The following is a 15394-nucleotide window of genomic DNA, read 5'->3' as shown; positions in this document are numbered from 1 at the left end:
AAGAATGGCTTCCACATCGGCAGCACATGAACCACAGACAGTAAGTTTTTATCTGATTAATTTTTGCAATATCTAAATTAAATTTTAAATAGCAAACTATTTTTTTATGAATCTGATAAAAATTTTTCATCAGAAATTTTAATTTAGAGAAGAAATATAAATAATAGTATAAAAAAATTCTAAAAAAATAATAGATAATGAATAAATATTTATCACATTTTAAAATATATAATAAATATTCTATAAGAACAAATGAACGGAACAATGAAACGGGCATGGCAAGGTTTGCCATGCCCGTTTTATAAGTTTGAGTGCAGTGTAAAAAGCCAGACAGTGTGCGAAAATCAGACAATCTGAGTTTAAGTAAAGCGACTTTTTGCAAAATTCGTATCGCTCCGCCCGGCTCTGCCACTTACTTGCAAGAACTCAGATAAAAATGGCTTTGTCGTCTGAGATGACGAAACCAGCGGGGTAGTATTTTTCGGACAAGCGTAACACAACAAATGGCACTTTATGGACAGATACACATATTGTGAAATTTATAGTCGAGCACTATATAATTACCAGTGTTGCCCCGTACCCATACTCCCTGAATGAAGCATCCTGAAAGCTATGGTTCTTGTAACGCAAATTTAACTGCCGGCGTACTTCATGCTTGAGAGTGCCATTGCCAATTCCGTGAATAAAAACAATCTTTTGTCCTTTGTTCTTAAGATTTTCTTCCATCACTTCATGGAATTTATCCATCTGAATCTTCAACATATCCGCATTGGATAGTCCGCGAGTATCATCCAGGAGCTCATGAATATGCAGATCCACCTCTATAATATCAGGCCGTTTCTGTTTTTCCGGAGCAGGCTTTTTCCCGGCCAGTTCCCCCTTTTCTTTCAGGACTTCACGGGTTTCCTTTTTGGTAAGATTTTCAACCTGACGCTCCAATTCGGTTTTAATAATTGGAATCAGAACGGCATTGTCGTAGAAGAAATCGTTGCTTTTAAAGGCATTCTCCCTGAAGAATTTATTGGCTCTGATCTTTATTAATTCATTAACGGGTTCAACCAGGCTGAATGGTTTGTCTTTCCTGTACAAAAGAATCTGGACATGCCAGCCTGTATCCAATTTAGCGGCAGAAAATCCATCAAGAAACTCTTTAGTATTGGGTTGTAAGCGCCCATTAAAAAGATGCCGGGCAAGACCGTCTTCACCGATATCTAAAATAAGATACAAACAATAATAATTGCTGTCGTTTACAATATGAAGATCAACACGTTGGTCGCCCCGGGGTTTTCCACCATCCAGAAAAGCCAGATAAACGCGGGGGTTGGTATCATCATGGCTATCTTCAATGAGTGGTGGTTCATCCTCTTCAGGATCAAACATTTCCCGATCATAATCATCTTCATGTTGAATCTCTTTTATCGTCTGTGGGGAAGATTTTCCCGTGACATTCTCCTTTCTTTCGACCACCAAAACTTCCGATGACGGCATAGGAATCTCAAATCCTATCTCATCCTCCACATAAATAATCTTTCCCTCGATCCGGGTGACTTCACCTCCGCCAACATCGTTCAGAAATCTTACTTTATCGCCTGGTCTGATATCCATATTCTTCATATTGCATATATTTTGATGCAAAGGTAAAAAAATCAGACTTCTTTTTTAAAGTGATTACTTCCGTTGAATTCCACGGAAATATCTAAATTTGCCGCCTGACAGTTGAATAAAAACAAAACAGGATCAAGGCACAAATGCACATACCCGTCGATCAATACAACTACCATCTGCCTTCGGAGAGAATCGCCAAATATCCCTTAGAAGAACGTGATCATTCGAAACTTTTACTTTACAAAGAAGGACAAATCAGTGACCACATTTTCCATGAATTGCCTGATTTGCTGCCGGCAAATGCCATGATGATCTTCAACAACACGAAAGTAATCAGGGCCAGGCTTCCGTTCAGAAAAAGAACAGGAGCACGCATCGAAATTTTCTGCCTGGAACCCGCTTATCCTTCAGATGTAGCCCTCGCTTTTGAACAAAACCGGGAGGTCACGTGGAATTGCATGGTGGGAAATTTGAAGAAATGGAAAGAAGGCGCACTCGAAACTACCGTAAACACGGGAAGAACTGAGGTTTCGCTTAAAGCCGAAAAAGTAACAAAAACCAGTGATGGTTATACCATCCGTTTCAGCTGGGATAATCCGGAATATACTTTTTCCGAATTAATGGAAGCCATAGGCAAGACGCCAATCCCCCCTTATCTTGAACGGGAATCGGAGGAAATTGACAAAACACGCTATCAAACTGTCTATTCCAAAGAACAGGGTTCTGTAGCTGCTCCTACTGCAGGTTTGCATTTCACAACAGGTGTAATGAATAAACTGAAAAATAAAGGTATATCTCTTCAAAATCTGACGTTACATGTCGGAGCCGGAACTTTTCGTCCGGTAAAAAGCAAAACCATAGCCGGCCATGAAATGCATACAGAACATTTCAGAATTTCAATTGAAACATTGAAGAACATAAAAAATCACAAAGGTCCCCTAATAGCTGTTGGCACAACTTCCCTTCGCACCCTTGAATCCCTCTATTGGGCAGGGGTGCTGAGCGGCATGGATCAATCCTTTCATCACATCAAACAATGGACACCATATAATATTTCAACATCACTCTCCTTTGAAGAGGCTCTTGAACAACTTATTAATGCCACGGAACAAGAAGGGAAAATCTTCTTTGAAGGTTCTACTGCAATCATCATCGTTCCCGGCTATAAAATCCGCACCATTGATGCCCTTATCACCAATTTTCATCAACCACGAAGTACCTTATTGCTACTCGTGGCAGCAATAACCGGCGATCACTGGAAGAAAATCTATGACCATGCCCTGAATAACGATTACCGTTTTTTAAGTTACGGGGATTCATCTTTGCTGTGGCGGAAGTAGTTAAAATTAATAGTCTTCGGGTATCCCCGATAAGTATTATTCCCCGTTTTCACGTTTTCGCAGCTCTTCTTCAAGAATGGCTTCCACATCGGCAGCACATGAACCACAGACAGTGGCTGCATCCGTTTCATCCTGCACCTCCTCGAAGGTACTAAGATTCTTCTCGCGTATGGCCTTGATAATATTCTCTTTTGTGAGTTGAAGGTGACGACAAACAATATCGTTTTTATCAAAATCGGTCATGTTATTATGTTGTTTTTGTAAAATTCGTTAGATTTCTTGTTGGATTTAAGACAACTCGTATCGCTCCGACCGGCTTTTCCGTTTGCTTGCAAGAGCTTAGGTTGTAAAAACGATTATTACTTGAAGAAAGTTCAAAGAATGAGTCTGATCCGGAATAATCCTTTCCGGCTTGTCCGGGTTAGGAATAAGGACAAAATCTACATTTTCCCGAATCTTATTCTTTAATGGAACAATTTTTGATAATTTTGACGCGGCAAATAGCCAAATACTGCACATATAAATAATGAGTGCGGTATAAAACGCATATTTTGTCAAAAACAATTCTGAGTGCAGTATAAAAAGCCTTCAAACTGCTGATTTTTACCATTTTTACCCCTGACCCCTAAAGGGGAACTGCTAAAAATCAGCAGTTTGAAAAAGTCCCCTTTAGGGGATTTAGGGGTCAAAAGGCTTTTTAGACTGTACTCAATAATGAGTTTGGCAACAAAAATGCTTTTTAGACCGGGCTCAATAATCAAAAAAACAAATAGTCTCATGGATCAAGCCGTAGATATTAAAGAGTTGAATGAACGGATAAAAGAAGAAAGTTCATTTGTTGACCTCCTGACCATTGAAATGAATAAAGTCATTGTTGGTCAAAAACACCTGGTTGAAAGTTTGCTTATTGGCCTTCTTTCCGACGGACACATACTTTTGGAAGGAGTTCCGGGTCTGGCCAAAACACTGGCCATTACAACACTGTCAAAAGCGGTTAGTGCCGGTTTCAGCCGCATTCAGTTCACGCCAGACCTGTTACCGGCCGATCTTTTAGGTACAATGATCTATAGTCAGAAAAACGAAGAATTTGTTGTTAAAAAGGGCCCGATCTTCACTAATTTTGTTCTTGCCGATGAAATAAACCGTGCGCCGGCAAAAGTTCAAAGTGCTTTGCTGGAATCCATGCAGGAACGTCAGGTTACCATTGGCGACAATACTTATCCCCTGCCCAGGCCTTTCCTGGTTATGGCCACTCAAAACCCCATCGAACAGGAGGGTACTTATCCACTTCCGGAAGCTCAGGTTGACCGTTTTATGCTTAAAGTGGTTATCGACTACCCACAAAAATCCGAAGAGCAGCTTATTGTACGTCAAAACATGGCTCACAAGTTTCCTGAAGCAAACAACATCATTAAGCCTGAAGACATACTCAGGGCAAGAAAAGTGGTCAAGGATGTTTATATGGACGAGAAAATTGAAAAATACATTGTCGACATCGTATTTGCCACACGTTTCCCGGAGCAATACGAACTGGAAAAATTCAAAGATATGATCTCATACGGTGGATCACCCCGGGCAAGTATAAGTCTTTCAATAGCATCAAAAGCCTATGCCTTTATCAAACGGCGTGGCTACGTGGTACCGGAGGATGTTCGCGCCGTTTGTCACGATGTATTGCGCCACAGAATTGGTTTATCGTATGAAGCTGAAGCCAATAATGTGACTTCAGAGGACATTATCAGTGAGATACTGAATACTGTTGAGGTACCCTAGGCAATAATCAATGACAATAAATATAGTATGAGATTCTTCGCATAAATAGCTGAGGCTAAAGCTGAGGTTGAGGCTAAGGTTGAGGCTGAGACTGAGACTGAGACTGAGGCTGAGGCTGAGAAATGGTTAGATTCTTCGCTTCGCTCAGAATGACAGAGTGCTCAGTGTCATTCTGAGGAGGCACGACGAAGAATCTATTCAGTAGCTAACTGAGGTTAAGACTAAGCTAAAGTTGAAGGTGAGGGTGTGAGTGCACCACAGATAACACAGATGACACAGATTTACAAAGAATTAACAACAATCAAACAGAGGGTTAACCCGAAACACGGAACCCGAAAACTCAAAACCCAAAACCCGAAACTCAAAATCAGAACCCGGAACCCGGAACAAGAAACCAGTAACCAGCAACCAGCAACTATAGACATGACCGATACAACTGATATATTAAAGCGGGTACGCCAGATTGAAATAAAGACGCGGGGACTTTCCAGCAACATTTTTGCGGGAGAGTATCATTCCGCGTTTAAAGGTCGTGGAATGATGTTCAGCGAAGTACGCGAGTATCAATACGGCGATGATATCCGAAACATCGACTGGAACGTTACGGCCCGTTTCAATCACCCCTATGTCAAGGTGTTTGAAGAAGAACGTGAGCTCACCGTTATGCTTGTGATAGACGTCTCCGGCTCTCGCGAGTTCGGGACTACGTGGCGTTTCAAAAAGAATGTGATTACCGAGATGGCTGCCGTATTAGCCTTCTCGGCCATTCAAAACAACGACAAAATCGGAGTAATCTTCTTTTCGGACCGTATAGAAAAATTTATACCACCCAAGAAGGGGCGTAAACACATTCTTTACATTATTCGTGAACTCATCAGTTTTAATCCCGAACACCGCGAAACAAATATGGCCGAAGCGCTCCGGTATCTCACCAATGCCATCAAAAAACGTTGTACCGCTTTTGTGATTTCCGATTTCATTGACGAAGGTTTCGAGGATGCTTTGAAAATTGCAAATCAAAAACACGATGTTGTAGCCCTGAGAGTTTATGATCCGCGGGAAACGGAAATGCCCGACATCGGATTTGTAAAGCTAAAGGATGCCGAAACCGGTGAATATTTATGGGTTAACACATCCAATAAAGAAACCAGGGAAAGTTACAAAAGATGGTGGCTTCAGACCGAAGAAAAACTTCGCAATGCTTTCTCACGGAGCGGTGTTGACAATGTGGCAGTACCAACTAACGAAGACTATGTTAAAGCACTTATATCACTCTTCAAAAAACGAGCATAAAATGGGCAAAAAGCCATTTCAATATCACTTTTCTGCAATCCTTGCCTTGTTGATTATTATCGGGGCTGCACGTCCGGATGATGTCAGCGCTCAGAATTTTTCCGTTTCCGCATCAACCGATTCCACACTCATGTTCATAGGAGGTCAGATGAACCTCACATTGGAAGTCGCACAACCGAAAGATATAAATGTCGCTTTTCCGCAATTTAACGATACTATAACCGGGAACATCGAAATTGTTGAACAATCAGAACCCGACACCAGCGACCTTGGGAATAATCGTATTTCAATAAAGCAGATATACAGAATTACCTCTTTCGACAGCGGTCTGCATTACATTCCACCGATCGAATTTGAACTGGCTTCAGCCGAATTGGAAGTCAGGAAAAAAACAAAGCCGATTGGACTGATGGTGGTAAATCCCTTCGAAGAAGCAGACCCTCAAAAAAGGCATTACCGACATTAAAGGTCCCATCAATACACCTTTCAGGTTGTCGGAATTGTTTCGTTTTCTCCCGTGGATACTGGGCGGACTGGCAATCATACTTTTAATTGCTGCAGGTATTTATTTCTATGTCAAACGTAAAAATCCCATAGCAGCACTCCTAAAGGAAAAACCCAAAGAGCCGGCTCATGTCATTGCTTTGAGAGAACTTGATCACATCAAAGAAAAAAAGCTGTGGCAGAAAGGACATATCAAAGCGTTTTATTCTGAACTGACCGATGTTCTCAGGAAATATCTTGAAGAAAGATACGGAATACCCGCCCCGGAACAAATAACATCGGAAATTATGACCTCCCTCAGGCAGGTGGATTTGCCCGATGAAAAAGTTGCAGACCGTCTGAAACAAGTTTTGGAACTGGCCGACCTGGTAAAATTTGCAAAGATGGAGCCACTGCCCGAGGAAAACGATCTTTCACTTATGAATGCGTATTTTTTCGTGAATCAGACCAAATATGAAGAGCCCAAAACACCGGAAGAACAGGCGAAGGAGATGAAAGAAAATAGTCAGTAGTGGTTAGTCGGGAGAAAATTGCTGTTTTGCTTGTGTACCCCGACACACTACGAATGATGAAGGCAAAATGATTAAGTAAATATAAATAACACTTTTTTAATAGCTTAATATTTTCCTTACAAAGAAGGAAAACAAAAAAGTTAAACCGTAACAACCATCATAGGAAATGAACTATACATTTCTACATCCGCACTTTTTTTTCCTGCTGCTGCTGTTGCTGCCCATGATTGGATGGTACATCTGGAAGCAAAGGGAACTAAACGCGTCTTTACAGATATCTTCATTAAAAGGATTTTCCCGGACCAGGAAGTCAAGAAAAACCTATCTGAGACATTTTCCCTTTATTCTGAGATGCCTTACGCTTATTCTCTTGATTACTGCCCTGGCACGTCCGCAATCAACCAATAATTTAAGGGAAGTAACAACCGAAGGAATCGACATAATGGTATCGCTCGATATTTCAGGTAGTATGCAGGCAATGGATTTCAAACCCAACCGGCTTGAAGCCGCCAAAGATGTTGCCATAGAATTCATTTCGGGCCGCCAAAATGACAAAATGGGACTTGTCGTCTTTGCCGCCGAAAGTTTCACCCAATGCCCGCTTACCATCGATCATGCCACATTGATCAATCTGATACGCGATGTTAATTTCGGAATGCTCACAGACGGAACGGCCATTGGCATGGGATTATCAACAGCTGTAAGCCGGATAAAGGATAGTGATGCCAAAAGTAAAGTCATTATACTCCTGACCGATGGTGTGAATAACCGGGGTGAAATTCATCCCCTTACAGCTGCCGAACTCGCCAAAACCTTTGGGATAAGAGTATATACCATCGGGGTTGGTACTCATGGAACTGCTCCCGTCCCCGTTAGTACGGTTTTTGGACAGCAGATTCAACAAATGGAAGTAAGAATCGATGAAGAAATGCTCAGGGAGATAGCAGACATGACCGGCGGAAAATACTTCCGTGCTACCAATAAAAACAAATTAAAAGAAATATATGAAGAGATCGATCAAATGGAAAAGACCAAAATTGAAGTAAAAGAGTACACAAAACGTTCAGAAGAGTTTATTCCTTTTGCTTTGCTGGCCCTGGCTTTTCTGATAACAGAAATTGTTTTGAAAAATACGGTACTGAAAAATTTGCCGTAAGCAATGATCAAGAGGCTGAGGCCAAGGCTAAGGCTAAGGCTAAGGTTAAGGTTAAGGTTAAGGTTAAGGTTAAGGTTGAGGTTGAAAATGCACCACAGATAACACAGATAAGCACAGATTATTTTTGGGAACAATTGCCAATGAGCAATAGAGGCTAAGGCTAAGGTTAAGGTTGAGGTTGAGGTTAAGGTTGAGGTTGAGGTTAAGGTTGAGGTTGAGGTTGAGGTTGAGGTTGAGGTTAAGGTTGAGGTTGAGGTTGAGGTTGAGAATGCACCACAGATAACACAGATAAGCACAGATTATTTTGGGGAACAATTGTCAATGAGCAATAGAGGCTAAGGTTAAGGTTGAGGTTGAGGTTGAGAATGCACCACAGATAACACAGATAAGCACAGATTATTTTTGGGAACAATTGCCAATGAGCAATAGAGGTTGAGGTTGAGAGGTAGAGCGACCCGGAAACAAGAAATCAAAAAACAGAGATTTTAAATAAATAAAAAATACACGACGCATGTTTCGATTTGAACATCCGGAATATTTATATTTGCTGCTGATCATTCCAGTTTTGGCATTTATGCAGCTTGTTTTTCAGCATCAGCGAAAAAAGAAGCTGAAAAAATTCGGCAATATTGAGCTCATAAGCCATCTCATGCCTGATGTATCATTTGTACGCCCGGCCGTTAAGTTCTACTTGCTCCTGCTGGCACTTACCACACTGATTATAACCATCGCTTCACCACAATTCGGCACAAAACTTGAAACCGTTAAACGTAAAGGAATAGAGGTAATAATAGCATTGGATGTTTCAAACAGCATGAACGCCACAGACGTCGAACCAAGCCGTCTGGCAAGAGCAAAACTGGCCATTGAGCGATTGACCGACAGACTCGTCAACGACCGTATAGGACTTATTGTTTTTGCCGGCGAAGCATACGTACAGTTACCGATTACAACAGATTATGCGTCGGCCAAACTCTTTTTATCCAACATAGACACAAATATCGTACCCACGCAGGGTACAGCTATTGGATCGGCGATCAGACTGGCAACCAACTCATTTAGCCAACAGAAAGACATCAACCGTGCTATTGTAGTAATCACCGATGGCGAAAACCACGAAGACAATGCCATCGCTGCCGCAAAAGAAGCAAAAGAAAAAGGCATTAAAGTCTATACCGTCGGAATGGGAAGTCCTGAAGGAGCACCAATACCGGTCAGTCCCAATAACCCAAACAGCTTCATGAAAGACAATGACGGGAATGTGGTGATTACCAAAATGAACGCTGCCCTGTTAAAGGAAATAGCTGAAGTTGCTGATGGGAAATACATTGCTGCCAATAACATCAGGGCTGGTATAAACGATTTGATTGACGAACTCGGGGAGCTTGAAAAATCTGAAATCGAATCAAAAGTGTATACCGAATACGATAGTAAATTCCAATATCCGTTGGCCCTGGTCATTTTGATACTGTTGATTGAGTTTATGATACTCGACAGAAAAAATAAATTGCTCAGAAATATAGATTTATTTACCGTTGAAGACAAAAAAGAATAATGGCTGTCAAGTTATTCCTGATGCAATACTTGCGGTGAAAATCTGAAACTTCAAAGAAAAAGCAATTTCAGTAGACAGGGAGGTTGGCAGATGCTTTTCAAGCAATGCTGCGAAGCTGAACGCCAATCCGCCCCGAAGGCAAAAACAAAAATAAACGCCCAACAAGGGTATTTAAAAATAAAGCATAGACCCATGAAACGAGCATGACAAGGTTTGCCTTAATAGATTATCAGATTTTTAGATATAAGATTTAAGATGAAACGAGCATGGCAAGGTTTGCCACAAAAGAATATGTATAAGTTCTTGCATGCGAGTTCCATCAGGCCAATGACTTAGATAAATTTTATACTGATGAAAATAAAATTCCATATAATTGCTTTGTTGGTTTTGACAGCATGGGGTAGTATATCCTCCATTTCAGCCCAAAACGAACGCCGTTTCGTTCGCAAAGGACACGACTACTATGAAAATGAAAAATATGTAGAATCAGAAGTGGAGTTCAGAAAAGCCCTGGAAAAAGACCCGGAAAGTTTCGAGGCCCGTTTTAATCTCGGAGATGCATTATTCAAGCAGGAAAAAATCGATGAAGCACTTGAGCAGTTTCAGGCTATAAGAAACAACACAGATGACAAGCAGAAAATATCCGATGTTTATCACAATATCGGAAATGCTTTCTTTGCAAGACAGGAATATGAAAAAAGTATTGAAGCCTACAAAGAAGCGTTGCGTAACGACCCTTATGATAATGAAACCAGGTATAATCTGATTATCGCTCAAAAAATGCTGAAGAAACAACAGCAAGATAAACAGGATCAGGAACAAGAAAAAGAACAGCAACAAGAACAAGAACAACAAGATCAAGAACAACAAGAACAAGAACAACAAGATCAACAGCAACAAGATCAACAGCAACAGCAAATTTCAAAAGAAAATGCTGAACGAATTCTCAAATCACTTGATGAAAATGAAAAAGAACTTCAGGAGCGATTAAGAAAAGCCAGACAGCAACAACAAAAGAAAACTGAAAAAAACTGGTAACGGCAGAAGTGTTATATCTTTGAATAAAAAGAGACCTTTATTGAAACAGGCTTCTGAAAAAAATATTGATTGCACAAACAGTTATGAACTCATATTCAAAGAAACAAATTAACGGCTTTGACAACTCAAAGCTTCGCGGAAGAGCAGGACTCGGTTTAAAAAGTTCCATTCTGCATTCGACGGTAAGAATGGGACACTTTTTATTATTGTTTCTGGCATTAATGAGTATTTCCCTGAAAAGCATAGCACAGGATGTGGAATTCAAAGCCTCCGCGCCCAATGCGGTTGTTCAGGGACAAAAATTTCAACTGGTATACTCTGTCAACGACGAAGGCCAGAACCTGATGGTTCCGGATATGTCTCCTTTTATCATACTGATGGGCCCAACGATGTCGCAACGTTCTTCTGTACAAATCATAAACGGGAAAGTGAGCAGAGATCAGGAATACACTTACACTTACGTCCTTAAATCGGAACAAACAGGCACTTTTACAATTCCATCAGCCACAATCGAAATCGACGGGAAACAATATAAATCAAACAGCGTCACCATAAAAGTTGTTGAAGCCGAGAATGAAGCTACCCATCCTCAACAGGAAGCAACCAATGATGCCGCATCAGGGGCAATCAGTGACAGTGATCTCTATATTACAATGCAGGCAAACAGGACAAATGTTTATCAAAGTCAGCCTGTTCTGATAACTACCAAAATATACACCCGCGTCAATCTGGAAGGTATCTCCGATATTCAACATCCTTCTTTCAGAAGTTTCATTGCCGAAGACCTATCCCAGGACGAAAGAATTGAATGGACACTGGAAAATATTAATGGAAAAACTTACCGGGTGGGTACTTATAATCGTAAAATTGTTTTCCCTCAACGAAGCGGCACCCTGGAAATAGAGCCCATTTCAATAGAGTTCCTGGTGAGAATCAGACAATCAAGGCAGTCTACAAATATTTTTGACAACTTTTTTTGACACACATCGAACCATCAAAAAAACAGTCACCTCAAAAAGATTAACAATTCATGTAAACCCCTTACCTACTCCTCAGCCAGATAATTTCTCAGGCTTTGTCGGTAATCTTGATATGTCGGTTTCCGCATCGAAAAAGAACGTAAACGTTAATGACGGGGTTACCATCAAGACCGTGTTGAGCGGAACCGGGAACCTTAAAACAGCAGGTGATCCCAAAATAAGTTTCCCGCCGGATTTTGACGTTTTTGATCCGGAAATAACATCCGATTATTCGAGTACACCGTCGGGACACAAGGGAACAAAAACCTATGAGCAACTAATTATTCCCAGACATTCAGGAACATTTGAAATACCAGCGGTCGAGTACGTCTATTTCGATCCCTCGGTTGGTCAATACAGAACCCTTCGAAGCAAACCGATTGTTATTCAGGTGGAAGGAGAAAGTCAGGAACAAACAGGCACAACAAGAGTTACAAGTCCGGGTGCAAGCAACCGCGAAAGCGTACAATTTTTGGGACAGGACATCCGCTACATAAAAACAAAACCCGGAAGACTAAAACCGGCTAATACATTCTTTTTTGGATCATGGAAGTTCTACCTCGGTTACATTATACCGTTTGTTTTGTTCGTACTCATTTCCATTCTTTACCGGCAAAAGATTAAAGAAAATGCCAATATACAACTCAAAAAGACCAAAAGAGCCAATAAAATGGCAAGCAAAAGGCTGAAAAAAGCTGCCCGCAATTTAAAATCAGGTAACAGCGAAGCCTTCTATGAAGAATTATCCAAAGGGCTATGGGGCTATCTGAGCGATAAACTGGTTATACCCATTGCCGACCTCTCACGCGACAATATACGTATTGAGCTCGAAAAGCATGGAGCAAATCAGGATAACATTGACAAGCTCCTCGATATACTCGACGCGTGCGAATATGCCCGCTATTCACCGGCAGGCGCCGAAAGTCAACGTGAAAATCTTTACAAAGAGGCGGTCAATGTCATCAGCCGCCTGGAAAGAAGCATTAAAAAGAAAATTAAAAATATATGAAACGAGCATGACAAGGTTTGTCACAAAAGAACATGTATAATTAACCTCTAATCATCTAAGAAACCAAAAACAGGGAACAGATTCTTCGTCGTTACCTCCTCAGAATGACATTAAACAGTCTGTCATTCTGAGCGGAGCGAAGAATCTAAAATCAATTAAAAAATAATAAGTTGCATCATTCCAATTACTTAGATTAATTTTATACGGATGAAACGAGCATGGCAAGGTTTTCCACAAAAGAACATGTATAAGTTCTTGCATGCGAGTTCCATTCGACCAATAACTTAGATAAATTTTATACGAATGAAACCCATTATATTAACACTCACATTATCTGTTATTTTCGGGATTAATACTTTCTCACAGGATGACCGGTTTAAGCAGGGAAATGAGCTATATGCCAATGGTAATTTTGAAGAAGCCTTTGAGGTGTATGAAAGTATTCTTCAGTCGGGGCTTGAGAGTCCGGCTCTGTATTACAATCTCGGAAATGCATATTACAAGACGGGAGAACTGCCCGAGGCCATTCTCAACTACGAGCGAGCTTTACTACTGGCGCCACAGGATGCAGATATCCGATACAACCTTGAACTGGCCTATGAACAAACAGCAGACAAAATTGATAAAGTAGAAGTTTTCTTCCTGACCAAATGGTTCCGCAGTATTCGAAATCTGAACGATTCGGACGGATGGGCTGTTTACTCGATAATCGCGTTTGTTCTTTTTCTGTTGAGTGCTGGTTTTTATTTGTTTGGCAGGAGCTCGGCAACAAAAAAAGTCGGCTTTTCGCTGGCTGTTATCTTCCTTATTATCTCCGGAACGAGCTTTGGCTTCTCGTCGTACCAAAAAGAAAAGCTGGTTGACCGGAGGCATGCTATCATCTTCACCCCTACAGTCAACATAAAAAGTTCACCCGACACAAGCGGGACCAACTTGTTTGTATTGCATGAAGGTACCAAGGTGGAACTCATCTCAAAACTCGGAGAATGGTGGAATGTGCGACTCCAGGATGGCAGCGAAGGTTGGATACATGAATCAGATGTGGAGGTGATTTAAGGTTGAGGCTAAGGTTAAGGCTAAGGTTGAGGTTAAGGTTGAGGTACTTTATTGAAGATGGAAACATGCGATATTAATAAGAGTTATCCTAACCAGCAGATTGTTAGATTTTTAGATATAATATTATTCATCAGTTTATAATTACTGTCTGTCCATAAAATACCATTTACTATGTTACGCTTGCCGCCAGAATGCTCATTTATGAAAAGTAAACTGTGCTTTTGGCGGCTTTGCAAGTCTTGCAACCGGCACTATCTGAACAGACACATGATTTGTTACAACTTTTCACGACTTTATAGACCGGGCTCAAAACTGAATTTCAGCATGCTTTTTTGGCAAGCAAAGCAGTGGATGACAGGCTAACAAATCCTGAGTTAAGAAAACGCGGATTTAAAATCCGCGTTAGCTGGCCATTACTGTCCGGTAATGCCGGTTTTCCCTGCTGGTCCGGATTTCTTTGCAGAGCAAAGCGGCAAAGCCGAGCGGTAATCCGCACACCCTTAGTAGTGGATTTCTAATCCACCGTTAACTTCCAATTATTCATCAGTATAAAATTTATCTAAGTCATTGGTCTGATGGAACTCGCATGATTGAGTTTTATACATGTTCTTTTGTGACAATCTTGGTCATGCTCGTTTCATGCAAATCTTTAAAAATGTTTGCACGTGTAAATGTTGAGTGCAGTATAAAAAGCATATTTTTGTCAAAATCAAGGCGTTTTAAATTTTTGTATCGGAATTAACTCATTTTGTTAATGAGGATGCAAAAATTTAAAACAACAACGAGTTTGGCAACAAAGATGCTTTTTAGACTAGGCTCAATGTTAATTGTCAACATATCACTATTAAAAAGATTGTCACAATAATGAACGATTTTAGCTATTAAAAAGACGCGGTGGCCTGTCCGCTTTCCGGATCGGCGGATGGCGGAAAGCCAAAATGGGCGACGTTCATGGCCTTGCGTACTGGCCGGAAATTTTGGCTTTAGCGGGGAGATAGATTTAAGCGGACCAGACCTTTTTGGTTCTTTTTGGGACAATGCCAGAAAGAACAATGGAAACGAGCATGACAAGGTTTATCACAAAAGAACATGTATAATTAACCTCTAATCATCTAAGAAACCAAAAACAGGTAAAAGATTCTTCGTCGTTACCTCCTCAGAATGACATTAGACAGTCTGTCATTCTGAGCGGAGCGATGAATCTAAAATCAATTAAAGCATAATAAGTTGCATCAGACCAATAACTTAGACTAATTTTATACGGATGAAACGAGCATGGCAAAGTTTGCCACAATGAGAATATGTATAAGTTATTGCATGCGAGTTCCATCCGGCCTTAATAATTAAATTTTATACGGATGAAAATAAATTTGAAACAGGCTGCTGAAAAAGTCAGCAGCCTCTAAATACAAACAGCCGGTTTCAAGGCATTTAACGAAGCAATAAAGACACTATTGAAAAAAAAGGACTGCTCCATTTCAGGAACAATCCTTTTCTTTTTTCACCAGGCCGGAAAAATTATGACACATTTTAA

At 40.7% G+C, this 15394-nt stretch carries 14 protein-coding genes; 11 read left to right on the top strand and 3 right to left on the bottom strand.

Translation table 11 applies throughout. The features are described from left to right. Window positions 1-552 precede the first annotated feature (552 nt). The gene (locus tag ATH1_RS0114585) at window positions 553-1614 is read right to left on the bottom strand and encodes a DUF2027 domain-containing protein (RefSeq protein WP_010423219.1); all 1062 of its coding nucleotides are present in this window, start codon (window positions 1612-1614) and stop codon (window positions 553-555) included. A 134-nt stretch (window positions 1615-1748) separates the two neighbouring features. On the opposite strand from ATH1_RS0114585, the gene ATH1_RS0114580 reads away from it, so the two are divergent. Further along, on the top strand, window positions 1749-2945 hold the full coding sequence (locus tag ATH1_RS0114580; RefSeq protein ID WP_010423215.1) for an S-adenosylmethionine:tRNA ribosyltransferase-isomerase: 1197 nt from the start codon (window positions 1749-1751) through the stop codon (window positions 2943-2945). 36 nt (window positions 2946-2981) lie between these two features. On the opposite strand, the gene ATH1_RS0114575 is transcribed toward ATH1_RS0114580, so the two are convergent. Then, window positions 2982-3188, bottom strand: a complete 207-nt coding sequence (locus ATH1_RS0114575; RefSeq protein ID WP_010423212.1) for a (2Fe-2S)-binding protein — start codon at window positions 3186-3188, stop codon at window positions 2982-2984. Window positions 3189-3499: 311 nt separating this feature from the next. Beyond that, window positions 3500-3724 carry a hypothetical protein gene (locus ATH1_RS22825; protein WP_010423209.1) on the bottom strand — a complete coding sequence of 75 codons (225 nt, stop codon included), beginning with the start codon at window positions 3722-3724 and terminating at the stop codon, window positions 3500-3502. Between ATH1_RS22825 and ATH1_RS0114565 the strand changes: the two genes are divergently transcribed. The 10 genes from ATH1_RS0114565 to ATH1_RS0114530 all read left to right on the top strand — a co-directional run bounded on the left by ATH1_RS0114565 (window position 3723) and on the right by ATH1_RS0114530 (window position 13860). Further along, window positions 3723-4718, top strand: coding sequence for an AAA family ATPase (locus tag ATH1_RS0114565; RefSeq protein WP_010423198.1), 996 nt, complete (start codon window positions 3723-3725; stop codon window positions 4716-4718). The genes ATH1_RS22825 and ATH1_RS0114565 overlap by 2 nt on opposite strands. Window positions 4719-4988: 270 nt before the next feature. Then, window positions 4989-6011, top strand: coding sequence for a DUF58 domain-containing protein (locus tag ATH1_RS0114560; RefSeq protein WP_010423189.1), 1023 nt, complete (start codon window positions 4989-4991; stop codon window positions 6009-6011). Window position 6012: 1 nt separating this feature from the next. Next, window positions 6013-6477 carry a hypothetical protein gene (locus ATH1_RS22325; protein WP_044115366.1) on the top strand — a complete coding sequence of 155 codons (465 nt, stop codon included), beginning with the start codon at window positions 6013-6015 and terminating at the stop codon, window positions 6475-6477. A gap of 25 nt (window positions 6478-6502) precedes the next feature. Continuing rightward, window positions 6503-7027 (top strand): hypothetical protein, encoded by a 525-nt coding sequence (locus ATH1_RS22320; RefSeq protein WP_245531813.1) that lies wholly within the window; start codon window positions 6503-6505, stop codon window positions 7025-7027. 166 nt (window positions 7028-7193) lie between these two features. Then, on the top strand, window positions 7194-8183 hold the full coding sequence (locus ATH1_RS0114550; protein ID WP_010423186.1) for a vWA domain-containing protein: 990 nt from the start codon (window positions 7194-7196) through the stop codon (window positions 8181-8183). A gap of 511 nt (window positions 8184-8694) precedes the next feature. After that, window positions 8695-9738: a VWA domain-containing protein gene (locus ATH1_RS0114545; RefSeq protein ID WP_010423183.1), complete on the top strand. Its 1044-nt coding sequence runs from the start codon at window positions 8695-8697 to the stop codon at window positions 9736-9738. A 351-nt stretch (window positions 9739-10089) separates the two neighbouring features. Further along, window positions 10090-10776, top strand: a complete 687-nt coding sequence (locus ATH1_RS0114540) for a tetratricopeptide repeat protein (protein ID WP_010423179.1) — start codon at window positions 10090-10092, stop codon at window positions 10774-10776. Window positions 10777-10859: 83 nt separating this feature from the next. Then, on the top strand, window positions 10860-11756 hold the full coding sequence (locus ATH1_RS22315) for a BatD family protein (RefSeq protein ID WP_245531811.1): 897 nt from the start codon (window positions 10860-10862) through the stop codon (window positions 11754-11756). Beyond that, on the top strand, window positions 11740-12804 hold the full coding sequence (locus ATH1_RS22310) for a BatD family protein (protein ID WP_245531810.1): 1065 nt from the start codon (window positions 11740-11742) through the stop codon (window positions 12802-12804). Before ATH1_RS22315 ends, ATH1_RS22310 begins: the two co-directional genes overlap by 17 nt. A 303-nt stretch (window positions 12805-13107) precedes the next feature. After that, window positions 13108-13860, top strand: a complete 753-nt coding sequence (locus ATH1_RS0114530; RefSeq protein WP_010423178.1) for a tetratricopeptide repeat protein — start codon at window positions 13108-13110, stop codon at window positions 13858-13860. The last annotated feature ends 1534 nt before the right edge of the window (window positions 13861-15394 follow it).

The organism is Anaerophaga thermohalophila DSM 12881 (assembly GCF_000191885.1).
In the GTDB taxonomy this organism is placed as follows: Bacteria; Bacteroidota; Bacteroidia; order Bacteroidales; family Marinilabiliaceae; genus Anaerophaga; species Anaerophaga thermohalophila.
The sequence above is the reverse complement of the archived record's forward strand: the minus strand, read 5'-3'. Positions and strand labels throughout refer to the sequence as shown.